This window comes from Inhella proteolytica (assembly GCF_016093275.1).
Lineage (GTDB): Bacteria > Pseudomonadota > Gammaproteobacteria > Burkholderiales > Burkholderiaceae_C > Inhella > Inhella proteolytica.
Genome location: NZ_JAEDAK010000002.1, coordinates 169,430 through 191,976, shown reverse-complemented (window position 1 = coordinate 191,976; position 22,547 = coordinate 169,430). Strand labels below are relative to the sequence as shown.

The 22,547-nt window shown below is 71.8% G+C and carries 22 protein-coding genes; 11 read left to right on the top strand and 11 right to left on the bottom strand.

Going from position 1 to position 22,547, the window contains the following annotated elements:
- Positions 1 to 20: 20 nt before the first annotated feature.
- Complete coding sequence (locus I7X39_RS03480) at positions 21 to 1,298, top strand: GNAT family N-acetyltransferase (protein ID WP_198109580.1); 1,278 nt, start codon at positions 21 to 23, stop codon at positions 1,296 to 1,298.
- Here the strand turns inward: I7X39_RS03480 and I7X39_RS03475 are convergent.
- Positions 1,288 to 2,028: a hypothetical protein gene (locus I7X39_RS03475; protein WP_198109579.1), complete on the bottom strand. Its 741-nt coding sequence runs from the start codon at positions 2,026 to 2,028 to the stop codon at positions 1,288 to 1,290. The two genes, I7X39_RS03480 and I7X39_RS03475, sit on opposite strands and share 11 nt — an antisense overlap.
- An 8-nt stretch (positions 2,029 to 2,036) precedes the next feature.
- Positions 2,037 to 2,894, bottom strand: coding sequence for a DUF2167 domain-containing protein (locus I7X39_RS03470; RefSeq protein ID WP_198109578.1), 858 nt, complete (start codon positions 2,892 to 2,894; stop codon positions 2,037 to 2,039).
- Between the two features lie 123 nt (positions 2,895 to 3,017).
- Between I7X39_RS03470 and I7X39_RS03465 the strand changes: the two genes are divergently transcribed.
- From I7X39_RS03465 to I7X39_RS03455, 3 genes are all read left to right on the top strand, one after another.
- On the top strand, positions 3,018 to 3,773 hold the full coding sequence (locus tag I7X39_RS03465; protein WP_198109577.1) for a substrate-binding periplasmic protein: 756 nt from the start codon (positions 3,018 to 3,020) through the stop codon (positions 3,771 to 3,773).
- 129 nt (positions 3,774 to 3,902) lie between these two features.
- Positions 3,903 to 4,622, top strand: a complete 720-nt coding sequence (locus I7X39_RS03460) for a substrate-binding periplasmic protein (RefSeq protein WP_198109576.1) — start codon at positions 3,903 to 3,905, stop codon at positions 4,620 to 4,622.
- A gap of 15 nt (positions 4,623 to 4,637) precedes the next feature.
- Positions 4,638 to 5,411, top strand: a complete 774-nt coding sequence (locus I7X39_RS03455; protein WP_198109575.1) for a class I SAM-dependent methyltransferase — start codon at positions 4,638 to 4,640, stop codon at positions 5,409 to 5,411.
- Here I7X39_RS03455 and I7X39_RS03450 read toward each other — a convergent pair.
- Genes I7X39_RS03450 through I7X39_RS03440 form a run of 3 tightly spaced genes read right to left on the bottom strand, consistent with a single transcriptional unit; the run spans position 5,374 to position 8,425 of the window.
- The gene (locus I7X39_RS03450; RefSeq protein ID WP_232351683.1) at positions 5,374 to 6,069 is read right to left on the bottom strand and encodes a serine aminopeptidase domain-containing protein; all 696 of its coding nucleotides are present in this window, start codon (positions 6,067 to 6,069) and stop codon (positions 5,374 to 5,376) included. The genes I7X39_RS03455 and I7X39_RS03450 overlap by 38 nt on opposite strands.
- A gap of 26 nt (positions 6,070 to 6,095) precedes the next feature.
- On the bottom strand, positions 6,096 to 7,199 hold the full coding sequence (locus I7X39_RS03445) for a methyltransferase (RefSeq protein WP_198109574.1): 1,104 nt from the start codon (positions 7,197 to 7,199) through the stop codon (positions 6,096 to 6,098).
- Entirely contained in the window at positions 7,196 to 8,425 is a 1,230-nt protein-coding gene (locus I7X39_RS03440; protein ID WP_198109573.1) for a BaiN/RdsA family NAD(P)/FAD-dependent oxidoreductase, read from the bottom strand. The genes I7X39_RS03445 and I7X39_RS03440 overlap by 4 nt, the downstream gene beginning before the upstream one ends.
- Before the next feature lie 54 nt (positions 8,426 to 8,479).
- On the opposite strand from I7X39_RS03440, the gene I7X39_RS03435 reads away from it, so the two are divergent.
- The 3 genes from I7X39_RS03435 (at position 8,480) to I7X39_RS03425 (ending at position 11,690) form a co-directional block, all read left to right on the top strand.
- Positions 8,480 to 9,916 (top strand): cation:proton antiporter, encoded by a 1,437-nt coding sequence (locus I7X39_RS03435; RefSeq protein ID WP_198109572.1) that lies wholly within the window; start codon positions 8,480 to 8,482, stop codon positions 9,914 to 9,916.
- Positions 9,917 to 9,972: 56 nt separating this feature from the next.
- Entirely contained in the window at positions 9,973 to 10,905 is a 933-nt protein-coding gene (locus I7X39_RS03430; RefSeq protein ID WP_198109571.1) for a hypothetical protein, read from the top strand.
- Between the two features lie 125 nt (positions 10,906 to 11,030).
- A complete protein-coding gene (locus I7X39_RS03425; RefSeq protein ID WP_198109570.1) occupies positions 11,031 to 11,690 on the top strand; it encodes a DsbA family oxidoreductase in 660 nt (219 codons plus the stop codon).
- On the opposite strand, the gene I7X39_RS03420 is transcribed toward I7X39_RS03425, so the two are convergent.
- The gene (locus I7X39_RS03420; protein WP_198109569.1) at positions 11,663 to 12,016 is read right to left on the bottom strand and encodes a nuclear transport factor 2 family protein; all 354 of its coding nucleotides are present in this window, start codon (positions 12,014 to 12,016) and stop codon (positions 11,663 to 11,665) included. The two genes, I7X39_RS03425 and I7X39_RS03420, sit on opposite strands and share 28 nt — an antisense overlap.
- Entirely contained in the window at positions 12,013 to 13,323 is a 1,311-nt protein-coding gene (locus I7X39_RS03415; protein WP_198109568.1) for an NCS2 family permease, read from the bottom strand. Before I7X39_RS03415 ends, I7X39_RS03420 begins: the two co-directional genes overlap by 4 nt.
- An 86-nt stretch (positions 13,324 to 13,409) precedes the next feature.
- On the opposite strand from I7X39_RS03415, the gene I7X39_RS03410 reads away from it, so the two are divergent.
- Positions 13,410 to 15,902 carry a Lon protease family protein gene (locus I7X39_RS03410; protein ID WP_198109567.1) on the top strand — a complete coding sequence of 831 codons (2,493 nt, stop codon included), beginning with the start codon at positions 13,410 to 13,412 and terminating at the stop codon, positions 15,900 to 15,902.
- On the opposite strand, the gene I7X39_RS03405 is transcribed toward I7X39_RS03410, so the two are convergent.
- Positions 15,886 to 16,752 (bottom strand): HDOD domain-containing protein, encoded by an 867-nt coding sequence (locus tag I7X39_RS03405; RefSeq protein ID WP_198109566.1) that lies wholly within the window; start codon positions 16,750 to 16,752, stop codon positions 15,886 to 15,888. The genes I7X39_RS03410 and I7X39_RS03405 overlap by 17 nt on opposite strands.
- 320 nt (positions 16,753 to 17,072) lie before the next feature.
- On the opposite strand from I7X39_RS03405, the gene I7X39_RS23595 reads away from it, so the two are divergent.
- Positions 17,073 to 18,620, top strand: a complete 1,548-nt coding sequence (locus I7X39_RS23595; RefSeq protein ID WP_198109565.1) for a methyl-accepting chemotaxis protein — start codon at positions 17,073 to 17,075, stop codon at positions 18,618 to 18,620.
- A gap of 58 nt (positions 18,621 to 18,678) precedes the next feature.
- Here I7X39_RS23595 and I7X39_RS03395 read toward each other — a convergent pair whose 3' ends face one another.
- Entirely contained in the window at positions 18,679 to 18,825 is a 147-nt protein-coding gene (locus I7X39_RS03395; RefSeq protein ID WP_198109564.1) for a hypothetical protein, read from the bottom strand.
- Between the two features lie 171 nt (positions 18,826 to 18,996).
- Here I7X39_RS03395 and I7X39_RS03390 point away from each other — a divergent pair, with 171 nt between their 5' ends.
- Together I7X39_RS03390 and I7X39_RS03385 are read left to right on the top strand one after the other, a co-directional pair.
- The gene (locus tag I7X39_RS03390; RefSeq protein ID WP_232351682.1) at positions 18,997 to 20,562 is read left to right on the top strand and encodes a methyl-accepting chemotaxis protein; all 1,566 of its coding nucleotides are present in this window, start codon (positions 18,997 to 18,999) and stop codon (positions 20,560 to 20,562) included.
- A gap of 13 nt (positions 20,563 to 20,575) precedes the next feature.
- Positions 20,576 to 21,823 carry a diguanylate phosphodiesterase gene (locus I7X39_RS03385; protein WP_198109562.1) on the top strand — a complete coding sequence of 416 codons (1,248 nt, stop codon included), beginning with the start codon at positions 20,576 to 20,578 and terminating at the stop codon, positions 21,821 to 21,823.
- On the opposite strand, the gene I7X39_RS03380 is transcribed toward I7X39_RS03385, so the two are convergent.
- The gene (locus I7X39_RS03380; protein ID WP_198109561.1) at positions 21,736 to 22,236 is read right to left on the bottom strand and encodes a hypothetical protein; all 501 of its coding nucleotides are present in this window, start codon (positions 22,234 to 22,236) and stop codon (positions 21,736 to 21,738) included. The genes I7X39_RS03385 and I7X39_RS03380 overlap by 88 nt on opposite strands.
- Positions 22,233 to 22,544: a hypothetical protein gene (locus I7X39_RS03375; protein WP_198109560.1), complete on the bottom strand. Its 312-nt coding sequence runs from the start codon at positions 22,542 to 22,544 to the stop codon at positions 22,233 to 22,235. The genes I7X39_RS03380 and I7X39_RS03375 overlap by 4 nt, the downstream gene beginning before the upstream one ends.
- Positions 22,545 to 22,547 lie beyond the last annotated feature (3 nt).

Genomic DNA, 22,547 nt, shown 5'->3' with positions numbered 1-22,547 from the left:
CCGGCCACCCGCCCCGATCCATGCTGACCCAAATCACCCAAGCCCTGAAGGCGCGCCAGCGTGCGCGCCACGCCGCCAAGACCGTGGCCCGCGCGCTGCGCCAGCCCTCGGGCTTCCGCATCGCCCTGGCCGAACGCATCGCCCAGCTCAATCCGGCCGACTGGGACGCGGTGGTGGCCGGCCAGTCCTGGTTCTTCAGCCGCGACTACCTGGCCCTGCTGGAGGCGGTGCCGCCCGATGACATCGAGCCGCGCTACGCGCTGATCCACGACGACGACGGACCGGTGGCGGCGCTGGTGCTGCAGTGGGTGGCGCTGGCCGGGGCCGATCTGCGCCCCCTGCCCGAGACCCCGGACGATGAGGCCAGCCCGCTGCGCCGTCTGCTTGGCCGCGTGGCCCGCAAGCCCAGCCAGGCTCTGGCGTCTCGCCTGCAGGAACGCGTGCTGGTGTGCGGCAACCTGCTCACCTACGGCGAGCACGCGGTGGCCGTGGCGGCGGATGTCGAGCCTGCCTCGATCTGGCCCGCGGTGGCCGAGGCGCTGTACCGGCTGCGCCGGGCCGAGAAGCTGGCCGGCCAGGCCGGCTTCGTGCTGATCAAGGACGTGCCGCTGGAGCGGCCGCAGGGCATCGAGCTGCTGCGCCGGGTCGGCTACCGGCAGATCGAGTCCGAACCGAACATGGTGCTGACGCTGGACCCGGCCTGGCGCGACCACGCGGCTTATCTGGCCAGCCTGACCTCCAAGTACCGCAGTGCGGTGAAGAAGCAGATCGTCGAGCCCATCGAGGCCGCCGGCCTGCAACTGCGCGCCTTCGAGGCCGACGCGCCGCTGGGCGCGCGCATGCACGAGCTCTACCTGCAGGTGCACGCCAAGGCGGCGCTGCGCCCCTTCACCCTGCACCCAGGCTACTTCCACGCGCTGCAGCAGGCCGCGGGTGCGCGCCTGCGCTGCAGCGGCTTGTTCGACGCCGCGGGCCAGTTGCTGGGTTTCATCTGCACGCTGCGCGATGAAAGCCAGGCGCTGGCGTATCACATCGGCTTCGACCGCGCGGTCGCCGCCGCGGCGCCGCTGTACCTGCGCCTGCTGCACGCCAGCATTGCCGACGCCATCGCGCTCGGCGCCACGGAACTCTCCTTCGGCCGCACCGCGCTGGAGCCCAAGGCCCGGCTGGGCGCCAAGCCGCAGGCGCTGACGGTGTGGGTGCGGCATCGCCAGCCCCTGTTCAACCGCCTCATCAAGCCCCTGCTGCTGCGCGCGCACCACGACGACGCGCCGGAGTGCAACCCCTTCAAGAAGTAGGGGCGCGCAGGCGCTGGCGTGCCTGCTGCAGCCAGGCCAGCTGGGCGCCGGCGGCGCCCTCCTGCTCCAGCTCTTCCAGCCGGCCGCGCAGTTGCACGGCCAGCAGCTGGGCGGCCGCGGGGTCGCGGCGGCGCAGCGCACGCCATTCGTGCAGGCCCAGGCCCAGCGCGGGCAGGCTGCTGGGGTGGCGGCGCAGCAGGCGCTTGCCCAGGTTCAGCGTGTAGGCCGGCACCAGCAGGGCCTCGAACAGCAGGGCGGCCGCCTGGCCGCCCGTCAGGCCCAGGGGCGCGCGGCGCCACAGCACCAGGCCCGCGCTCAGGCTCCACAGCAGCAGGTGCAGGCTGAGCAGGGCCGCCAGCACCAGGCCGGCGTGTGCCCGCCAGGACAGCAGCCCCAGCAGGCCCAGGCCCAGCAGGTACACGAGCGCCAGTGCATGCAGGGGCGCCACGGCGCGCAGCAAGGCCCGCAGCCGCTGGCGCTCGCGCGCCGGCTGGCCCGGTGCCAGCGCACCCAGAGCCAGCGGCGTGGGCAGCAGCCGGTCCCAGGGGTTGAGCGGGTTCATCCACGCCGATTCACGCCGCAGCAGCTGCAGGCGCAGGCCCGGCCGGTAGCGCGGCCGACCGCGCGCATCCAGGCGCAGGGCTTCGCCGCCCGGGGTCAGCAGCAGGCAGCTGTCCACCACCAGGAAGCCCAGCAGCACCAGCCAGAACAGTGCCAGCTCGCGCACCATTCAGGGGCTCAGGACTTCCGGCCGAAGAGCTTTTTGATGCCGGTCCAGAGGGCCGCGGCACCGGCCGCGATGGCCAGCAGGATGCCCTTGAGCCCGCCCTTGCTGCTGGCCACGGCGGCTGCGCCGCCCACCACCAGGGCACCGAGGCCGATGGCGGCCACCTTGTCGCCCTGCTTCCACTCGCTGTACTTCTCGCCGCTGACGTAGTCGTAGTCCTTCAGCGCGCTCTTAAAGTCGGCCAGGTCGGCGTCCAGCGTGGCCGGGGAGGTCACCAGCACCGCCGAGGTGTAGCCGCTGCGGCCCAGGATGCGGGTGGAGACGTTGACGACGGGCTGCTTGTCGGCGTCGCTGATGAAGCGGGTGCCCCATTCGAGGCGCTTGCTGCTGCTGTCGTAGCGCGGCGGGATGGCCCAGCCTTCCAGCGTCATCGTCGGGTAGCCCTGCTGGCGCTTGCGCTCGTTGCTGGCGACGTTCTGCTCCTTGAGCTGCTTGAGCAGGGCTGCCGCGTCGATCTGCTCGTCGTCCTTGATGTAGCCCTCGTCGGCAAAGCTGAGGATGCCGAACCAGCTGCCCTGCACGGGCGCGATCGTGTAGGCGTCGCCCGGCGGCGGGTTGCCGTTGAGCTGCAGGAACTTGTCGGTGTCGGCCGTGCCCAGGAAGGTGTACTTCTCGCTGGCCTTGAAGGCGGCCTTGTTGGCCACCGAACCGCTCGTGCCGGGCTTGAGCCAGCCCAGCGCGCTGATCTGGCGCCCCAGTTCCTGCTCGGCGTTGGCGGCGCTGCTGGCGGCCTCGGCCGGGGTCCCCTGGGCCTGTGCGGCCCAGCTGGCCAGGGCGAGCGCGGCAGCGCCGGCAATTTGCTTCCACATGATGTTCTCCTCCCTTGATGTGTGAGCCGGCGAGGATCGCACAGCCGCCGGTGCTGGGATTCCCCGGAGTGCGGGGCGGGCGCAGGGCGCTACGCTCGGGCGGGAACAAGCCGTGGGGGTGCGATGCGGGTACTGCTCGGGGTGGTGGCGATGCTGGCGGCCGTGGCCGCAGCCTGGGCGGGCCCCGAGGCCGCGGCCGAGGACGAACTGCGCATGGCCTTCACCAGCACCTGGAGCCTGCCCTGGGGCAAGCTCGAAGGCACGCGCGTGAGCGGCGGCATTCAGCACGATGTGGCGCTGGCGGTGGCGCGCCGCCTGGGCTGGAAGTTGCGCTACGTGCTGCTGCCGGCCAGCAAGGGCGACCGCAGCGAGCTCGACCGCCACACCGACCTGCACTGCGGCATCGACCCGAGCTGGACACGCCGCCCCGAGGCCTACCACTGGAGCGAGCCGCTGTTCGACACCTCGGACCTGCTGATCGGGCACAGCGATGCGCTGCCGGTGCGCAGCCTCAGCGAACTGCCCAGTGGCAGCCGCGTGGGCGCCGTGGGGGGCTACCGCTACCCCACGCTGGAGGCGCGCTTCGCGGCCGGCCAGCTCAAGCGCGACGACGCCCCCGACCAGGCCCGCGTGCTGGAGAAGCTGACCCGCAAGCGCACCGACTACGCCGTCGTCAGCCCGCAGGCGCTGGGCTGGTTTCTGCGCCACAACCCGCAGTCGCTGCCGGCCGAGTGGCGCGTCACCGTGCAGCAGTCGGCCTTCTACTGCGCCGTGCCGCAGAGCAGCCCGCGCGACGCCGCGCAGATCCTCGACGCCGTGCACGCGCTGCAGCGCGAGGGCGAACTCGCGCGCATCCTGAGCAGCTACAGCGCGCGCTGAACGCGCTGCCGTGTGGAATTGCCGCCGTCTGGCGGCGCCCACGCCCGGCCGTGCGCTAGCCTCGCCAGCCTTGCGGTTTGTCACGGGGTTGGGATGTTCGGTCGTTGGTGCTGGGCCTGGATGGGGGTGTTGGGAGTCTTTGGCCAAGCCGCCCAGGCGCAGGAAGCGCCCGAACTGCGCATGGCCGCCAGCGGCAGCTGGAGCCTGCCCTGGGGCCGCTGGGAGGGGCAGACCGTGGTGGAAGGCATCCACCACGACCTGGCCCAGGCCGTGGCACAGCGCCTGGGCTGGCGCCTGCGCTTCGTGCGCCTGCTGCCCACCAAGGGCCATTTCAGCGAGGTCGATCGCGAGACCGATCTGCGCTGCGGACTGGACCGCAGCTGGGTGCCCGACCCCAGCCTCTACCAATGGAGCCCGCCGCTGTTTGATACCTCGGACCGCCTGGTGGGCCACCGCGATAGCCCCGTGCCGCGCAGCCTCGACGAACTGGACGACGGCCAGCGCATCGGCACCGTGCGCGCCTACCAGTACCCGACGCTGCAGGCGCGCTTCGAGAACGGCCGGCTGCTGCGCGAGGACGCCTTCTCGCAGATCCAGGCGCTGGAAAAGCTGTCGCGCAAGCGCAGCGACTACGCGGTGGTCAGCCCGCAGGTCTGGGCCTGGTACCGGCGCAGCGCCTCGGAACATCAGCTGGCCGGTTGGAGCCTGCTGGTGCAGCCTTCGGCCTCCCACTGCGGCGTGCCCAGCAGCTCGCCGCGTGATGCGCGCGCCATCCTGGCCGCCCTGCAGACGCTGCGCGACGAGGGCGAGATCGCGCGCATCCTGGCGCGCTATGGTGCGGCCAGCTGAGCTCAACCCCTGCCCATGTCCGACTCTCCCTACAGCGCCGGCCTGGCGCGCTTCTTCATTGCCGTGGCCGATGGGGCCCGCGCCCAGAAGAGCTTCGACGCGCTGCACAGCCTGCTCAGCCCGGGTGCGGCGGTGCTGGAGATCGGCACCGGCCTGGGCCTGCTGGCCCAGCGCCTGGCCGCCGCGGGCCACCCCGTCTGGGCGCTGGAGCCCGACGCCGACATGCGTACCGTGCTGCTGGCGCAGTGGCAGCTGCAGCCGCCCCAAGCCCAGGCGCGGCTGACGCCCCTGCCCTGGGTCGCCGCCGCGGACACCCCGGACCTGCCCGAGCCCGTGCACCTGGCCTGCGCCTTCAGTCTGCTGCACCTGCTGGCCCCTGCCGCCCGCCACGGCCTGCTGACCTGGGCCTGGCGCCAGTTGCGCCCGGGCGGCCGCCTGGTGCTGGAGCTGCCGGTGCGCAGCCCGCAGCGCCAGGCCGGTGATTGGCAGCTCTACACCGAGCTCCCCATCGGCGCGAGCCGCCTGCGCATGGAAACCCGGCTGCAGGGATCGGACGCCGAGGGCTGGTGCACCCACTGGCGCTTCGAGCAGCGTCTGGGCGAGCAATTGGGCGAACAATTGATCGACCAGGGCGAGCGCAGCTGGCACTGGCAGGCCTTTGCCCCCGAGGCCGCGCCCTGGGCGGAGCTGCCGGGCTGGGAGTTCGAAGCCGAGGCCTCGGACGAGAGCGGGGCGCCTTTTGAGCCCGGCCTCAGCGCGCGGCGCTTTGTGCGGCTGCGCAAGGGCTGACGAGTCGGTCGACAAAGGCCAGCAAGGCCTGCGCGGCCGCCTGGGGCGCGCACTGCAGCAGCAGGTGCGGCGCCGCGAACGCGACCCGCTCGGCGTCGGGCCGCAGGGCCAGCAGTTCGCGCTGGCAGCGTGCCGGTACCAGGCGGTCGTGTTGGGCTTCGAGCAGGAGCAAGGGCAAACGGGTCTGGCGCAGCGCGGCGCGCACATCGCCGTGCAGCACCGCCTGAAGCCGGGCCGCCAGCACGGCCGGCGGCAACTGGGCAAGCGCGCCAGTCAGGCGTTCCCGCAGCGCCGGCGTGGCATGCGGGCCGAGCAGCGCGGCGCTCACCGCCCAGGTTGGCCGCGGTAGCTGGGCCAAGACCTTGGCCAGCGGTGCGAGGGCCGCGGGCAGCCGCGAGGGCTTGCGCGCAAAGCTGGCGCACAGCACCAGGCCCTGCAAGCCGGGCGGCGCGGCTGCGGCCAGAAGGATGGCCACCGGCCCCGAGAACGATTCGCCGAGCAGCACGAAGGGCCGATCGGCTGGCAGCTGGGGCCCGACCCAGTTCGCCAGCGCGGCGGGGTGTTGCGGCCCGTCCAGCGGGTAGCGCAGCACCAGCACGGGCTGCGTGGCGGGCAGGGCTTGCAACAGCGGCTCGAACAGCTCGCCCGTGCCGTCCATGCCGGGCAGCAGGACGAGGGTCGGTCTCAGCGCCCCAGCCGCCACAGGCTGGTGACCTCTTTCGAGCGCGCCGCGTGCAGCGGGTCCTCGCGGTCCTGCGCCTTGCCGTGGCGCGGGCGGATGTCCAGCCGGCCCAGCACCTTCAGGCCGGCGGCGGCGATCCAGGCTTCCAGCTCGGCGCGGCTGCGCAGGCCCAAGTGTTCGGCCAGGTCCGAGAGGATCAGCCAAGCCTCGCCGCGTGGCGCCAGGTGGGGGCCCACGCCGGCCAGAAAGCCCTTGAGCATGCGGCTGTCGGGGTCGTAGATGGCAGTCTCGACGGCGCTGCTGGCCTTGCCGGGCAGCCAGGGCGGGTTGCAGACGATCAGGTCGGCCGGGGCCTCGTCCGTGGGGAAGAGATTGGCCTCGCGCAGGCGCACCGGCAAGCCCAGCTGCGCGAAGGTCTCGGCCGCGCAGGCCAGGGCGGCGGGGGCGTTGTCGGTGGCGACCACCGCTTGCAGCCCGCGCCGCGCCAGCAGGGCGGCGATGACGCCGCTGCCGGTGCCGATGTCCCAGGCGCGTCGCGCGCTGGCCGGGAGTGGGGCTTGGGCGATCAGATCCAGGTACTCGCCACGCACCGGACTGAAGACGCCGTAATGCGGGTGGATGCGCGCGCCGCCCAGGGCCGGCACGGGCACGCCCTGTTGGCGCCACTCCCAGGCACCGATCCAGCCCAGCAGCTCGCGCAGCGAGGCGAGGTAGGGCTGCTCGGCGGGGCCGATGGCGGCCTCGGCCGCGGCGCGAACATCGGGCGCGCGGCGCAGCTCCAAGGCATGCCCGGCCTCGAAGCGCAGCACCAGCAGGCCGAGGATGCGGGCGCGCTCGGCCTGAGCCTTGCGGTGCTGGTGAAAGGCCTCCAGCAGCGTGGCCGGCGGCGCGGCCTTGCGGCGGGCGCGCGCCTGCTCGATGCGCCGGCCCAGGGCCTGCAGCATCTGGCGCGCCTGGTGGTAATCGCCCTGCCAGAGCAGGGCGGTGCCTTCGCACACCAGTTTGTAGGCGCGGTCGGCATTGAGTGTGTCGTCCACCAGGGCCCAGCGCTTGGGCCGTGGCGCGCCGCTGTGGCTGCGCCAGGGCAGGGCGTCCAGTTCACTCATGCCAGGGATTCCGCCATGCGCTGCCCCACCCAGCGGCCATGGGCCAGGCAGGCATTGAGCAGGTAACCGCCGGTGGGGGCCTCCCAGTCCAGCATCTCGCCGCTGACCCAGACGCCCGGCAGGGCCTTGAGCTGGCCGTGGCCATCCAGGACCTCGAAGCGCACGCCGCCGGCGGTGCTGATGGCCTCGTCGATCGGCCGCGTGGCGCTCAGCGTCAGCGGCAGGGCCTTCAAGCCTTCGGCCAGGCGGGCGTGGTCGTGCACGGCCTCGCCCAGCACCTCGTGCAGCAGCGCCAGCTTCAGGCCCTGCAGGCCGAACTGGCTCTTCAGGAAGGCCGCCAGGGACTTGCTGCCCTGGCCGCGCGCCAGCTGGGCGCGCACTTTGTCGATTGGGTGCTGGGGCAGCAAATCGAGCGTCAGCGTGGCTTGCCCCTCGCGGGCGATGGCCTCGCGCAGTGCGGCGCTGAAGGCGTAGACCAGGCTGCCCTCGATGCCGTGTTGGGTGAGCACGAACTCGCCCTGCTGGTTGCGGCCCTCGAAGCGCAGGCTCACCGGCTTGATCGGCTGACCGGCAAAGCGGCTGCGCAGGTACTCGCTCCAGCCGCCCCGCACCTCGAAGCCGCAGTTGCTGGGGCGCAGCGGCGCCAGATCCACGCCGCGCGCGGCCAGCAGCGGCGCCCAGCTGCCGTCCGAGCCCAGGCGCGCCCAGCTGGCGCCGCCCAGGGCCAGCAGGGTGGCGCGCGGGCGGCACAGGGTTTCGCCGCCGGGGTGGGTGAAGCGCAGTGCGCCGTCCTCACTCCAGCCCTGCCAGCGGTGGCGGCTGTGCACCTGCAGGCCCTGCGCGTGCAGGCGGCGCAGCCAGGCGCGCAGCAGGGGCGCGGCCTTGAGGTCGAGCGGGAACACCCGGCCCGAGCTGCCGACGAAGGTGGCGATGCCAAGCTCTTCGCACCAGTCGCGCAAGTCGGTGGGCGTGAAGGTGTCCAGCATGGGCTGCAGCGCCGCGGCGCGCTCGCCGTAGCGCTGCAGGAACTGCGGGTAGGGCTCGGAATGGGTCAGGTTCAGGCCGCCGCGCCCGGCGAGCAGGAATTTGCGGCCCACGGTGGGCATGGCGTCGAACAGTTCGACGCGGCGGCCGGCGCGGCAGAGCATCTCGGCGGCCATCAGGCCGGCCGGGCCGCCGCCGATGACGGCGACCTCGGGGCTGAGCTCAGTAAGGGTTTCGGACATGGCCCGGAGTGTCCCCCGTAGGATGCCGCCCCCCATTCCCAAGCTCCCTCCCGCATGAAGCCGCGCGTCGTTCTGGCCTATCTGATCAGCCTGCTGGCCGCGCTGTGCCTGATCCTGGGCGTGCTGCAGCTGGGTCAGGGCCTGGCGCCGCCCCCTGCAGCGGGGGTGCTGCCTGCGCCAGCGGCCGATGCGGTGCAGAGCTGGCTGCAGGGCCTGCGTGCGCAGCTGGACCACCCGCTCAGCCATCTGCTGGTGCAGCTGCTGGTGGTGATTGCCGCCGCGCGTGGCTTGGGCGCGCTGTTCCGGCGCCTGGGCCAGCCGGCGGTGGTGGGCGAGATGGCGGCCGGCATCCTGCTTGGGCCCTCCCTCTTTGGCTGGCTGGCGCCGGCCGGCTTTGCCTTCGTGTTCCCGGCCGAATCGCTCGGCAGCCTGAAGCTGCTGAGCCAGCTGGGCGTGTGCCTCTTCATGTTCGTGGTGGGCATGGAGCTGGACCTGGGCCAGCTGCGCCGCAAGGCCGGCGTGGCGGTGGCCGTCAGCCACGCCAGCATCCTGCTGCCCTACACCCTGGGCGTGCTGCTGGCCTACGCGCTGTACAGCGAGTTGGCCGCGCCCGGCGCGCGCTTCAGCGCCTTCGCGCTCTTCATGGGCATCTCGATGAGCATCACCGCCTTTCCGGTGCTGGCGCGCATCCTGCAGGAGCGCGGCCTGGCCCAGAGCCCGCTGGGCCAGACGGCGCTGACCTGCGCCGCGGTGGACGACGTCACGGCCTGGAGCCTGATGGCCTTCGTGGTGGCGGTGGCCCAGGCCGGCAGCCTGGCCGGCGCGGCGCTGAACCTGCTGCTGGTGGCCGGCTTCATCGCCCTGATGCTGCTGGCCGTGCGCCCGCTGCTGGCCAACGCGATTGGCCCGGCCGCGCTGCAGCGGCCCGAGCCCAGCCAGGGCAGCCTGGCGGCCATCGTCTGCCTGGTGGTGGGCGCAGCGCTGTGCACCGAGCTGATCGGCATCCACGCGCTGTTCGGCGCCTTCCTGGCCGGCGTGGTGGTGCCCGCCGCCCAGGGCTTCCGGCGCAAGATCGGCCTGCAGGTGGAAAACCTCAGCGCCGTGCTGCTGCTGCCGCTGTTCTTCGCCTTCACCGGTCTGCGCACCCAGATCGGCCTGCTGGAGGGCGCGGGCGACTGGCTGCTGTGCGCGCTCATCGTGGCCGTGGCCACACTGGGCAAGCTGGGCGGCAGCGCCCTGGCGGCGCGCCTGGGCGGCCTGGCCTGGCGCGAGGCCCTGCAGCTGGGTGCGCTGATGAACACGCGCGGGCTGATGGAGCTGATCGCGCTGAACGTGGGCTACGACCTCGGCATCCTGTCGCCGCGCATCTTCACCATGCTGGTGCTGATGGCCCTGATCACCACCATGCTGACGGGCCCGCTGCTGGGCCTTTTTGCACGCCTGCCGGCGCCTCGCCATCCCCCGGCGCAGGGGGTGAAGGGCTTGCCCTGAGGCCCCGTCGGCAGCCGCCCCGTATAAACCCGTGACAACCCTGACGGAGACCGCGGATGGCCGACTTTGAACCCAAAGAGGAGTACCAGAAGAAGCTCAAGGCTTTTCTGTCTCCGCTCCCCGATGTCGGCGGCCCGGAGGTCAAGTCCGGCACGCCGGCATTTCCGCGCCCCTATGACGCGGACAAGCTCGCCACCATCAAGGACAAGTGCGTGACCAACGCGCACTTCAAGGACTTCACCGGCTGGGAGCACTACGACCTGCTGAAGAAGTGGCTGAGCGATCGCACCACCACCTGCAACGAGTTCTGCCAGAAGTGCGCGCTGAAGATGGGCACGCCCTCGGACATTTCGCTGAACCGCTTCGACATCGCCGAGTGGCTGTCCGGGAGGGGCCTGGGCCATTGCTGGATTCCCGGCGACAGCGGTGCGACGCCCGAGTACGGCGACATCTTCCGCCTCTACGAAGCCAAGCCCGACCACAACGGCGTCTCACTCAACCATATGGGCGTGTCGCTCTTCGTGAGCGGCAGCGAGTGGTTCACGGCCGAATCCGGCCAGGGCGGGCCCAGCAAGGGCTTTGATGCGGTGGCGCGCAAGAAGCGCGTCTGGAAGCCGGCCTCACTGACCGGCTGGGTCAGCATCAAGGCCATCCTGAACGCCGGCAAGCCCCTGCCCAACTGGGCCGGCGGCTGGTGGGAGGTGACCGAGGGCTCGCAGGTCTATTACTACTACCTGGAAGCCGGCGGCAAGATCAGCTTCACGCCCGTCAAGCCGCTGGCGCTGGCGCAGCGCCCGCCCTTCGCCTCAATGACCGGCACTTTCCGCGTCAAGGGCATGTTCGGGCTGGAGATCAGCTGGGCCGGCCCGGATGTCGACGAGAGCTTCATGCTCACCGAGCAGGACGCCAAGAAGAAGCGCTACTCGATGGAGGGCAAGACCTCGGGCGGCGTGAAGATGAAGGCCAAGCGGATGATGGCGAGCTTCTGACGGCGCGCTTCTGATGCCGCGTCAGCCGGTGGGCGATGCGCCGGGCGGCCACGCCCACACCCTGGAAGCCAAGGCAGAACCCTGAGCCTGCGCACAATGCCGGTCCCTGCCAGCGGACACCTGCCATGCCCAGCCTCGAAATCGACTTCATCAGCGACATCGCCTGCCCCTGGTGCGCCATCGGCCTGCAGGCGCTGGAGCAGGCGCTGCGCAACATCGGCCCCGAACTCGAGGTCGAGCTGCGCTTCCAGCCCTTCGAGCTCAACCCCCGCATGCCGCGCGAGGGCGAGGACGTGCGCGAGCACCTGAAGGCCAAGTACGGCATCGACGACGCCCGCATCGACGAGGGTGCCGAGCTGATGCGCCAGCGCGGCGCCGCACTCGGCTTCCACTTCGGCCCGCGCAGCCGCATCTGGAACACCTTCGACGCCCACCGCCTGCTGCACGCCGCCGGCCTGCAGGACCTGACGCTGCAGCGCCGCCTCAAGCACGCGCTGCTGCAGGCCTATCACGGCGAGGGCCTGAACCCCTCGGACCCGGACCTGCTGCGGATGGTGGCCCTGGCGGCCGGCATGGACGCCGCCACGGTGGACGCCGTGCTGGCCAGCGATCTGCATGCCCGCGAGGTGCGCGAGGCCGAGCAGATCTGGCTGCAATCCGGCATCCACGCCGTGCCCGCGGTGGTGCTGAACCGCCAGCACCTGATCAGCGGTGGGCAGCCGGTCGAGGTGTTCGAGCGCGCGCTGCGCGAAGTCGGTCAGCTGGCGTCGCCACGCCCCACATAAGCCCGGATGGCCGCGATGCGGCCCTCAGCATCGAACGCAATCACGTCGGTGACGAAAAGCTCCTGCGCGCCGTCGATCAGGATGCGCAGCTCTGCCGCCACGGCGGCTTCGCTCTGGTGCAGCTGCAGCACCTCGATGACCAGGCTTTGCACCGCCTCGAAGTTCTTGCGCGTCTCGGCCAGCGCGGCGGCCTTGCCGACCACGCGGATCGTCCAATCGCGCAGCACCACGTCTTCGGCCAGCAGCGCGGCCACATCGTCCAGGTCCTTGCGGGCGTAGGCGTCCAGGTACTGCAGCGTGCGGCTGCGGTGCAGGTCGGAACTCATAGCAGCGCGAACTTGACGATGAACAGGGCTGCAATCGCCCACAGCAGCTTGGGAACCTCCTTGGCGCGCCCGGTGCCCAGCTTCAGTACCGCATAGCTGATGAAGCCGAAGGCCAGGCCGTGGGCGATCGAGTAGGTGAAGGGCATGGCCAGCGCGGTGAGCGCGGCGGGCACGACCTCGGTGCTGTCGTTCCAGTCCAGTTCAATGAGGTCGCGCAGCATCAGGCAGGCCACGAACAGCAGGGCCGGTGCGGTGGCGTAGGCCGGCACGGCGCCGGCCAGCGGGGCGATGAAGAGGCAGGCCAGGAAGAGCAGCGCAACCGTCAGCGCCGTGAGCCCGGTGCGGCCCCCGGCCTGCACGCCGGCCGCGCTCTCGATGTAGGCGGTGGCGCTGGAGGTGCCCAGCAGCGCGCCGCCGACGATGGCGGTCGAATCCGCCAGCAGTGCGCGGTTCAGGCGCGGCTGGTGCACCGGCAGTAGCAGGCCGGCGCGCTTGGCCACGGCCATCAGGGTGCCGGTGGCGTCGAACAGCTCGACCAGGAAGAACACCAGCACCACGTTCAGCACGCCCACGCCCAGGGCGGCGGGGATGTCCAGCTGCAGCAGCGTGGGGCTGAGCGCCGGCGGGGCCGAGAAGATGCCCTTGAAGGGGTTGCCGGCGAACACGAAGGACAGGGCGGTGACGCCCAGGATGCCGATCAGGATGGCGCCGGGCACGCGCAGCCGGTCCAGCACCACGATGGCGAAGAAGCCCGCCACCGCCAGCAGGGCGGAGGGCTGGTGCAGGTCTCCCAAGGTGACCAGCGTGGCCGGCGAGCCCTTGACGATGCCCGCGCTCTTCATCGCGATCAAGGCCAGGAAGAGGCCGATGCCGACCGTGATGCCGACGCGCAGCGCGGCCGGAATGGCCTGCAGGATGCGCTCGCGCAGGCCCGTCAGCGTCACCACCAGGAACAGGCAGCCCGAGATGAAGACTGCACCCAGCGCGGTCTGCCAGGGCAGGCCCATGCCCAGCACCACCACATAGGCGAAGTAGGCGTTCAGGCCCATGCCCGGCGCCACGGCGATGGGCACTTTGGCCCACAGGCCCATCAGCGCCGTGCCCAGCGCGGCGATCAGACAGGTGGCCACGAACACCGGGCCCTTGGGCATGCCGGCGTCGCCCAGGATGGCCGGGTTGACGAAGACGATGTAGGCCATCGTAAGGAAGGTGGTCAGGCCGGCGATCAGCTCGGTGCGCACGTCGCTGCCGTGGGCGTGCAGCTCGAACCAGCGCTCCAGCGCGCCGTTGGATGGGGTGGAGGCCATGCGGTGGAGGAGGGGTGGCGGGGCGCCGCAGCGTAGCAGCGCGGCGGTTTGGAGCGGCAGCGCAGAGGCGCCGCAGAATCAGTGCCATGAGCCTGCACGCACTGCCCCCTGCCGACCTGCGCCTGACCCTCAACCCCGCCGAGCTCGGCTTTGCCGACACCAGCGAGCTGGCGGAGCTGGCCCTGCCCTGGATCGGCCAGCAGCGCGCCGAGGCCGCGGCCCGCTTTGGCCTGGGGCTGGAGCAGCCTGGCTACAACCTGTTGGTGCTGGGCGAGATCGGCAGCGGCCGCAGCACCTTGCTGACGCAGCTGATGCACGAACTGGCGGCCAGCCGCGCGGTGCCGCCGGACCTGTGCTTCCTGCACAACTTCGACACCCCCGAGCGCCCGATGGCGCTGCGCCTGCCGGCCGGGCAGGGCCGCGAGCTGCGCCAGGGCATGGCCGAACTGGCCAAGCGCTTGCGCGAGGACATCCCGCGCCGCCTGGCCGAGCCCTTCGTGAAGAGCGAGTGCGAACGCCTGGAGGCGGCCGCCAAGGCCGACGAGGACCGTGCCTACGCCGCCCTGGCCGCCTTTGCCGAGGCGCGCCGCTTCGGCCTGCTGCGCGAGCAGGGCAATCTGGTCTTCACGCAGCTGGACGCCCACGGCAAGCCGATGACGGCCGAGGCCGCCATGGGCCTGAGCCCCGAGCAGCATGCCGAGATGGCCACCGCCGAGAGCGCGCTGCGCACGCAGATCGCCGCCTTCCTGGACACCGTGCACCGCAACGAGCGCACGCTCGAAGAGGCGTTGGTGGCGCTGCGCCGCCGCCTCATCACGCCGCTGCTGGAAGACGCGCTGGAGCAGATCCGCAAGCCGCTGCGCAAGCAGATCAAGGACGGCCGCAAGCTCGGCCGCTACCTGGAGCAGGTGCAGGCCCATGTGCTGGAAAACCTCGACCTCTTTCACCACCACCATGCCGAGGAGGACGATGGCAGCCGCGCGGCCGCGCTGACCGAGCTGCTGGCGCGCTTGCGCGTCAACGTGGCGGTGGACAACCACGAGCTGAGCGGCGCGCCGGTGCTGGTGGTGGACAACCCGGTGCACCGCGTGCTGTTCGGCAGCATCGAGTACGAGCTGCGCAACGACGTGCTGGTGAGCGACTTCGCGCGCATCCGCGCCGGCAGCCTGCTGCGCGCGCATGGCGGCTTCTTGATGCTGCATTTGTGCGATCTGCTGGGTGACCCGCAGGTGTGGGAATCGCTGCGCCGCTTCGTGCGCAGCGGGCGCCTGCAGATCGAGGAACCCGGCCTGGCGGCCGCGCCGCTGGCGGCGGTGTCGCTGCAGCCCGAGGCGGTGGACGTGGACGTCAAGCTGGTGCTGGTGGCCTCGGTGGAGGAGTACTACGCGCTGCAGGACGGTGACCCCGAGCTGGCGCGCCGCTTCGGCTGCAAGGTGGACTTTGCCGAGAGCTTCGAGGCCAATGCCGAGACCCGCCATGCCAGCGCCATCCTGGTGGCGCAGACCTGCCGGCGCCTGGGGCTACCGCCCGCCAATGCCGCGGCCGTGGCCGCACTGATCGAGGAAAGCCACCGTGACGCCGAGGACCAGCTGCGCCAGAGCGCCCGCTTCGCGCGCACCGAGGCCCTGCTGGTCGAAGCCGCCGCGCTGGCGCGCGCCCGGCAGTCCCGCCTGGTGGTGGCCGAGGACGTGTGGGCCGCGCGCGCCGCGGCGCGCCATCGCCACGACTACCCCGAGCAGCGCCTGCAGGAGGCCATTCGCGACGGCGAACGCGTGCTGGTGCTGCAGGGCGAGCGCGTCGGCCAGCTCAACGGCCTGACCGTCATCGACCTCGGTGACCACGCCTTCGGCCTGCCGGTGCGCGTGAGCGCGCGCAGCCATGCGGGTGAGGACGGCCTGCTCAACATCGAACGCGAGGTCGAGCTCTCCGGCCCCATCCACGACAAGGGCGTGCTGATCCTGCAGAGCTACCTCACCGCCCTGTTCGCCCACCTGGCGCCGCTGGCCCTCAATGCCTCGCTGGTGTTCGAGCAGGAGTACCAGGGCGTGGAGGGCGACTCGGCCTCCTGCGCCGAGCTGTGCGCCCTGCTCTCGGCACTCAGCGGCGTGCCGCTGCGCCAGGGCATCGCCGTCACCGGCGCGCTGAACCAGCATGGCGAGCTGCTGCCGGTGGGCGGCATCAACGAAAAGATCGAGGGCTACTTCCGCACCTGTGCGCAGGCCGGGCTGGACGGTCAGCAAGGCGTGCTGATCCCCAGCCGCAACCGCCGCCACCTGATGCTCAGCCCCGAGGTGACGGCCGCCGTGGCGGCCGGGCGCTTCCAGGTTTACGCCGCCGACTGTGTGGCCGATGTGCTGGGCCTGCTCAGCCCCCTGCCGGTGGGGGCTGATTGCAGCGGCTCTCCCGGCCCGCAGGGCTACCCACCCGGCACCCTGCTGGGCCAGGCGCAGCGCCAGCTGCAGGCCTATCGGCGGGCCTGCGGCGTGCCTGAGCATGGGCCGCGGCCGGATCGCGGCCTGCGCGGCCTGCATCCGCGGGCCCAACCCACCCGCAAACGGAAGGTCAACCGCCCTGGTTGAACATCAGGTGCACGTCGGCCGACCACACGGCCAGCTCGGCCTCGCTCAGGCCCAGGGTGCGTAGCGCGGCCTCGCCGCCCTTGTCCCATTCGCGCGTCTGGTTCAGGCCCTCGTAGCGCTGGATGATGTGCTCGACCACGCAGGTCAGCGCCACCAGTTGGCGCAGCACCTGGGGCGGTTTGGCGTCGTCCAGCATGGCGTAGTCGTGGTGCTGGCGCACCGCCAGCACCACGCCCTGGCCCACGCCCCAGCTGTGCGCCATGGCGGCGCCCACCAGCGCATGGTCCAGGCCATGGCGCTCGCGTTCGATCTGCGTGAAGGGCTCCAGCGAGTCGTTGGCGATCGCCAGCGTGTTGAGGTAGGGCGGCGTCAGCGGCCAGCGCAGCAGCAGGGCGATGCCCACGTCCAGGAAGAGGCCGCAGGTGTGTGCCACGTCCGAGGGCGCGATGCGTTCGCGCCGGGCCAGATAGGCCATGGCATGCGCGCGGCGGGTGGCCACGTCCCAGAAGCGCGTCAAGGTGGGGCCATCGCTGGGCAGGGCGCGGCGCAGCGCGATCTCCACCAGCAGCGACTCCACCGTCAGCATGCCCAGCAGGGTGAAGGCCTGGTTCACCGTCTCGGCGCGGCGGCTCAGGCCCATCAGCGGTGAGTTGGCGAGCTTGAGCAGCGCGGCCGACATGGCCACGTCGTCATTCACCAATTGGGCCAGGCGCTGGGGGTCGGGGTCGGCGGTCTGCAGTTCGGCCTGCACGGCGGCCAGCAACTCGGGGCGTGGCGGGATCTGCACCCCACGCAGCAGGGGGCTCAGCAGCGCGCGATCGATCTCGCCGGTGATGGTGTCGCCGTTCATGGCGGGTTCCCTGCGGTGGCCAAGTGCCGGTTTCTAACCGGCGCGGGCGCCCTTCAGCACCCACCGGGTGGAGGAGAGGCCGGCCGCGGGCGTGACGGATTGGCGCCTCTGCCGGCCTTTGTGCGGCCTGCGCGATTCATCCCCGCCGTCTGTGGATAAATCCGTGGATGGGCTTGGGTGGGCGGCGGCAAGTGCTTGTCGTGCTTGGGAGCTGGCCGGTTTGCTGCGAAATGAGGCAGCCCCCTGGGAATTCCCCAGCGCAAGTCCCGTTTTGGGCTCGGCCAGCCCTGGCAAGCTCCTTCCATTGGAGGACGACGACGATGGGATTCCTGAAGCAACTGCGTGTGGGTCAACGTCTGGGTGGCGCCTTCACGGCCCTGCTGGCCTTTTTGCTGGTGGTGGCGGCCATGGGCCTGGTGGAGCTGGACCGCAGCAACGCCCGGCTCAAGGCCGTGTACCTGGAGCGCACCGTGCCGCTGGAACAGCTCGGCCGCGTGAACGCCATGGCCATCCGCGACCGCTACCTGCTGGCCGAGGCGCTGCTGCTGCGCAATGAATCCGCCACCGCACGGGCCTTGAAGGAACTGAGCGAGAACGAGGCCGCTTCCGAGCGCCTGCTGGCCAACTACCTGGCCGGCAACCTCAGCGCCGAAGAGAAGGCCCTGGCCGACAAGCTCATGGCCGCGCGCAATGCCTACGCCCGCGAGGGCTTGGCCGAGGCCCGCAAGGCCTTGCAGGAAACCGATTTCAACGCCGTGCAGAACGCCTTCCTGGGCAAGGTGGCCGAGTTCGGCCCGCCGGTGGCCCAGCACCTGGGCGAGCTGCTGGCCCTGCAGACCAAGCTGGTGGAACAGCAGTACGCCGCGGCCACGGCGGCGGAGCGCCGCAGCACCTGGACGATTTCATTGCTCACCCTGGTGGCCCTGGTGCTCGGGGCGGCCCTGGCCTGGCGCATCACGCGTTCCATCACCGGTCCCACGCAAACCGCGCTGCGCCTGGCGCAGGCGGTGGCGGGGGGCGATTTGCGCACCCGCATCGAGGTGCGCGGACATGACGAAATCGCCCAGCTGCTCGAGGCCCTGGCCGAGATGAACAGCAAGCTCGGTGAGGTAGTGAACCAGGTGCGCATGAGCGCGGACTCCATCGCCACCGGTTCCGCCGAGATCGCCACCGGCAATGCCGACCTTTCCCAGCGCACCGAGCAGCAAGCCGCCAACCTTGAAGAGACCGCGGCCTCGATGGAGCAAATGAGCGCCACCGTGCGCCACAACGCCGACACCGCGCGCAGCGCCACGGAGCTGGCGGCCAGCGCCAGCCAGGTGGCCGAACGCGGCGGCGCCGTGGTGGGCCAGGTGGTGGCCACGATGGACGAGATCAGCGCCAGCTCCAAGCGCATCGCCGACATCATCGGCACCATCGACGGCATCGCTTTCCAGACCAACATCCTGGCGCTCAATGCCGCCGTGGAAGCAGCGCGCGCCGGCGAGCAGGGCCGCGGCTTTGCGGTGGTGGCCGGCGAGGTGCGCAGCCTGGCCAGCCGCAGTGCCGAGGCGGCCAAGGAGATCAAGTCCCTGATCGGGGCGAGCGTGGAGCGCGTGGATGCGGGCTCGCGCCAGGTGGCCGAGGCCGGCCGCACCATGAACGAGATCGTCGCCCAGGTGGGCCGCGTGGCCAGCCTGATCCAGGAGATGGACCACGCCAGCCGCGAGCAGGCGCAGGGCATCGGTCAGGTCAGCGAGGCCGTGGCCGACCTGGACCGCGCCACGCAGCAGAACGCCGCGCTGGTGGAGCAGGCCGCCGCTGCCGCCGAAAGCCTGAAGCAGCAGGCCAAGGCCATGAACGAGGTGGTGGGGGTGTTCCGGCTCTGAGAGGAATGAGCGTGGGCCGTGGCCATCCGTCGAACGGCGGCTGGCCACGGGCGGGGCCTCAGGCGCCCGTCTTCTTCTTGCCGCGCTCCATCACCTGCGTCACCACGGTGGGCATCGGCGCGCCGCCCGAAGCGGGCTTGGGGGGACCGCTGTCCTTCTTCGGCTTCTTGGCTTCCTTGTTGCTGCGTTGCTGGCCCTTGGGCATGGTGAGCTCCTGTCGAGTGAGGGCCCGAGCGTAGGGCCTGTGCGGCCGTGCGGGCGGCGCAAATTCCCCGAGCTGCCTAAGGCTTAGCCCGTCTGGGGCCAATCGCGTGCGCTTGGCGTCTCCTGGGGATAGCCCTTGGCCTGCGCGCCTCATCCACGTCGGGAGGCGACCATGGCTTGGGGACTTCGTCAAAGGCTTCTTGGGGCATTTGGGGTTTTGGCGCTGGTGACGGCCCTTGGGGGCCTGGCCGTCTGGCTCAACATCCACCGGGTGGACGAGCAGCTGATGGCCTCGCGCGACCGCTTTCTGCCCCAGGCGGAACGCATCGCGGATGTCAAGGCGGGGGTGATCAAGGCCTCGCTGGAAGCGCGCCACGCCATGCTGGCGCCCACCGAGGCCGGCCGCGAGGCCGCCCTGGCGCGCCTGCATGCGCTGCGCACGCAGACCGATGCGGCCCTGGCCGATTTCCAGCAGCACCTCAGCACGGCCCAGGGCCGCGCGCTCTATGCCGAGCTGGAGCAACGCAAGCAGCGTTTCTGGCGCGAGGCCGAGGCCCTGCTGCCGCTGATCCGCGCGGGCGAGCCGGCCCTGGCCTTCGCGCGCCTGGAGAGCGATGTGGTGCCGGCGCGCGATCACTTCATTGAGGCCGTGGCTGCACAGCGCGCCTGGCAGGCCGAGCTGCTGGCCAACAGCACCGCGCAGGCCCTGGCCCTGGGGCAGCGCAGCGAACGCATGCTGCTGGCCATCTCGCTCATCGGCCTGCTGGCGGGCTGCGGCTTCGCCTGGTGGCTGAGCCGCGAGCTGCTCGGCCAGTTGGGCGGCGAGCCGGCCCAAGCCGTGGCGGCGGTGTCACGCGTGGCCTCGGGCGATCTGAGCCAGGCGCCGCCGGCGGCGGGCGCGCAGGCCGCGCACAGCGTGCTCGGCGCCATCGGCCGCATGCAGCATTCGCTGCATGAGCTGCTGCTCAGCATCCACTCGGGCGTGAACCATGTGGCCACGGCGTCTTCGCAGATCGCCAGCGGCAACTCCGAGCTCTCGGGCCGTACCGAGCAGCAGGCGGCGGCGCTGCAGCAGGCCGCGGCCTCGCTGCAGCAGCTCAACGAAGCGGTGCAGCAGCACATCCAGGCCGTGGAGGCCAGCCGCGGCGAGGCCGAACAGGTGGCGCAGCTGGCGCACGACGGCGGCGCGCGCATGGGCCAGGCGGTGGCGGACATGGAGCGCATCCGCGGCAGCAGCCTGCGCATGGTGGACATCATCGGAACCATCGACGGCATTGCCTTCCAGACCAATATCCTGGCCCTGAACGCCGCCGTCGAGGCCGCCCGCGCGGGCGACGCCGGCCGCGGCTTCGCCGTGGTGGCCAGCGAGGTGCGCACCCTGGCCCAGCGCGTGGCCGAGGCCTCGCAGCAGGTGCGTCAGCTCATCCAGAGCAGCGTGGACGACGTGGGCGCCGCGCACCAGCGCATGGCCCGTGCCGGCGAGCAGGTGCAGGCCATCGTGCAGGGCATCGAGCGCCTGCGCGAGCACATGGCCCACATCAACCAGGCCATCCATCAGCAGGCGCAGGGCTTGCAGCAGGTCAGCGGCGCCGTCGGCGCCATCGACGAAGCCACGCAGCGCAATGCCGCGCTGGTGGAGCAAAGCGCGGCGGCCTCGGCCAGCCTGCACCAGCAGGCCATGCAACTGGAGCGCGCCGCCCGCCGCTTCAAGCTGCCGGCGCGCGGCGCCAGCGCCTGAATGGGAGGCCCGCATGCTGCACCAACTGATCTACCGCAGCCGCGCGGCGGCGGCGCTGCTGGCCCATGGCCTGGAGCGGCTGGCGGCCGAGGCCGGGCGCCGCAACCGGGCGCTCGGCATCAGCGGCCTGCTGGTCTGCGATGGCGACTACTTCCTGCAGGTGCTGGAAGGCCCGCGCAGCGCGGTGCTGACGCTCTACGACGCCATCGTGGCCGACCCCCGCCACAGCGCCGTGGTGCTGATCCGCTCCGAACCCGTGGCGCGGCGCCAGTTCCAGGGCTGGCGCTTCCTGGTGGCGCCGCCACAGGCCCAAGGGCGCCGCTGGCCGCCCCGCCTGTCACGTTCCGGCAGCCTGGCGGACGAGGGCGAGGACCGCGTGGCCGCCATCATCGACAGCTTCTTGTGCGGTGACTGGCGCGACCCCGCCGGTGCGCCGAGCGCAGGCCCGCCACTCGGGCCGGCGCGGGCTCGGGGTCCGGCCCAGCCCGGCCTGCCACATGGCTTGCACGGGCTGCCCGCGCTGCCCGAAGCGCCCCCGGTGCGCTTTGCCATGCAGCCGATCGTCGAGCCCCATATCGGGCGCATCTCCTCGGTCGAGCTGCTGCTGCGCGGGCCGGAAGGCGAAGCGCCGGCCGCGCTGCTGCGGCGCCTCTCGCGGGCCGAGCGCTACGCGCAGGATCTGGCCTGGAAGGAGCTCGCCTTCGCGCAGATCGCCCGCACCGCCTTCACCGGCAAGGTCGCCATCAACCTGCTGCCCGGCGCGCTGATGCGCGACCCGCTGGCGGCCGAGCGCCTGGCGCGCATCGCGCGCAGCCATGGCATCGAGCCCCAGCGCGTCATCGTCGAGATCACCGAGGCGGAGGCGATCTCGCAGCCCGAGCGCTTCTACCGCAACGTCGCCGAGCTCAAGGCCGCCGGTTTCCTCACCGCCATCGACGACTTCGGCGCCGGCCATGCCGGCCTGAGCCTGCTCACGAACTTCCAGCCCGACAAGGTCAAGATCGACCGCCAGCTCGTGCACGACATCCAGCGCTCCGGCGTGCGCCAGGCCATCGTGCGCGCCGTGCTGGACTGCTGCCGGCGGCTGGGCATCACCGTGGTGGCCGAGGGCATCGAGCAGCACGAGGAATACGCCTGGCTGTTCGCGGCCGGCGTGCGCCGCTTTCAGGGCTTCTACTTCGCCCGCCCGGCACTGGAGGCGGTGCCCGAGATCCGCTGGCCCGCGGCGCTGGAGGAAGCGGTGGAGGCGCGCGTGGCCTGATGCCCATCGGGCTGCGGCGCCAGCACCCGCCGGTAGCGCCACTCCAGTGCCCCCAGTGTGCCCACGAACACGGCCTCGCCCAGCAGGTGGGCGAGGCCGAACCCGCTGGCCTCGGCGCCCTGTTGCAGCGCCAGCAGCACGCACACGCCGGCCCAGAACGCGTTGGCCAGCGCCAGCAGCTGGACGGCCCCCCGAGGCCGCCCGCGCCAGCAGGCCAGGCCGAGCGAGCCGCTGCCGTACAACAGGTTCGCCGCGGCAATGCGCTGCAGCAACGGCACCGGCAGCCCGTAGAGGCCGCTCAAGGCCGGCGCGAAGCCGAACACCAGCAGGCCGGCGCCGAGGGCGGCCAGGCTGTCGATCCACAGCAGCCGCGGCGCCAGGCGCTGCCGCACGCCCGTGGCGGGGTGCTTCATGCGCGGTCGTCCGGCTGGCGCGGTGCCATGCGGTAGGCATCCGCTGCCGGCGGCACCGGGCCCTTCATGCGCCGCACCAGCCCGGCCGCCGCCATCAGCACCGCCAGCAGGCTGGCACCCGCAAAGGCCAGGCCCCAGCCCGCGAATTCCCACAGCAGCAGCTCGGGCTCGGTGGCGGGCGCCAGGCCGGCGTGCGCCAGCCAGGCGCGCAACAGCGGCAGGCCCAGGCTGACGAGCGCGATGCCGGCCAGCCCATATGGCCAGCGCCGGCCCACGCGCTGTTCCCAGGGCAGTGGGGCGGGCTTCATGCG

Excerpts from the sequence above, each read along its gene's own strand:
- I7X39_RS03480 (WP_198109580.1), top strand. The coding sequence starts at position 21 with ATGCTGACCCAAATCACCCAAGCCCTGAAGGCGCGCCAGCGTGCGCGC.
- I7X39_RS03475 (WP_198109579.1), bottom strand. The coding sequence starts at position 2,028 with ATGGTGCGCGAGCTGGCACTGTTCTGGCTGGTGCTGCTGGGCTTCCTG.
- I7X39_RS03470 (WP_198109578.1), bottom strand. The coding sequence starts at position 2,894 with ATGTGGAAGCAAATTGCCGGCGCTGCCGCGCTCGCCCTGGCCAGCTGG.
- I7X39_RS03465 (WP_198109577.1), top strand. The coding sequence starts at position 3,018 with ATGCGGGTACTGCTCGGGGTGGTGGCGATGCTGGCGGCCGTGGCCGCA.
- I7X39_RS03455 (WP_198109575.1), top strand. The coding sequence starts at position 4,638 with ATGTCCGACTCTCCCTACAGCGCCGGCCTGGCGCGCTTCTTCATTGCC.
- I7X39_RS03450 (WP_232351683.1), bottom strand. The coding sequence starts at position 6,069 with ATGGACGGCACGGGCGAGCTGTTCGAGCCGCTGTTGCAAGCCCTGCCC.
- I7X39_RS03445 (WP_198109574.1), bottom strand. The coding sequence starts at position 7,199 with ATGAGTGAACTGGACGCCCTGCCCTGGCGCAGCCACAGCGGCGCGCCA.
- I7X39_RS03440 (WP_198109573.1), bottom strand. The coding sequence starts at position 8,425 with ATGTCCGAAACCCTTACTGAGCTCAGCCCCGAGGTCGCCGTCATCGGC.
- I7X39_RS03435 (WP_198109572.1), top strand. The coding sequence starts at position 8,480 with ATGAAGCCGCGCGTCGTTCTGGCCTATCTGATCAGCCTGCTGGCCGCG.
- I7X39_RS03430 (WP_198109571.1), top strand. The coding sequence starts at position 9,973 with ATGGCCGACTTTGAACCCAAAGAGGAGTACCAGAAGAAGCTCAAGGCT.
- I7X39_RS03425 (WP_198109570.1), top strand. The coding sequence starts at position 11,031 with ATGCCCAGCCTCGAAATCGACTTCATCAGCGACATCGCCTGCCCCTGG.
- I7X39_RS03420 (WP_198109569.1), bottom strand. The coding sequence starts at position 12,016 with ATGAGTTCCGACCTGCACCGCAGCCGCACGCTGCAGTACCTGGACGCC.
- I7X39_RS03415 (WP_198109568.1), bottom strand. The coding sequence starts at position 13,323 with ATGGCCTCCACCCCATCCAACGGCGCGCTGGAGCGCTGGTTCGAGCTG.
- I7X39_RS03410 (WP_198109567.1), top strand. The coding sequence starts at position 13,410 with ATGAGCCTGCACGCACTGCCCCCTGCCGACCTGCGCCTGACCCTCAAC.
- I7X39_RS03405 (WP_198109566.1), bottom strand. The coding sequence starts at position 16,752 with ATGAACGGCGACACCATCACCGGCGAGATCGATCGCGCGCTGCTGAGC.
- I7X39_RS23595 (WP_198109565.1), top strand. The coding sequence starts at position 17,073 with ATGGGATTCCTGAAGCAACTGCGTGTGGGTCAACGTCTGGGTGGCGCC.
- I7X39_RS03395 (WP_198109564.1), bottom strand. The coding sequence starts at position 18,825 with ATGCCCAAGGGCCAGCAACGCAGCAACAAGGAAGCCAAGAAGCCGAAG.
- I7X39_RS03390 (WP_232351682.1), top strand. The coding sequence starts at position 18,997 with ATGGCTTGGGGACTTCGTCAAAGGCTTCTTGGGGCATTTGGGGTTTTG.
- I7X39_RS03385 (WP_198109562.1), top strand. The coding sequence starts at position 20,576 with ATGCTGCACCAACTGATCTACCGCAGCCGCGCGGCGGCGGCGCTGCTG.
- I7X39_RS03380 (WP_198109561.1), bottom strand. The coding sequence starts at position 22,236 with ATGAAGCACCCCGCCACGGGCGTGCGGCAGCGCCTGGCGCCGCGGCTG.
- I7X39_RS03375 (WP_198109560.1), bottom strand. The coding sequence starts at position 22,544 with ATGAAGCCCGCCCCACTGCCCTGGGAACAGCGCGTGGGCCGGCGCTGG.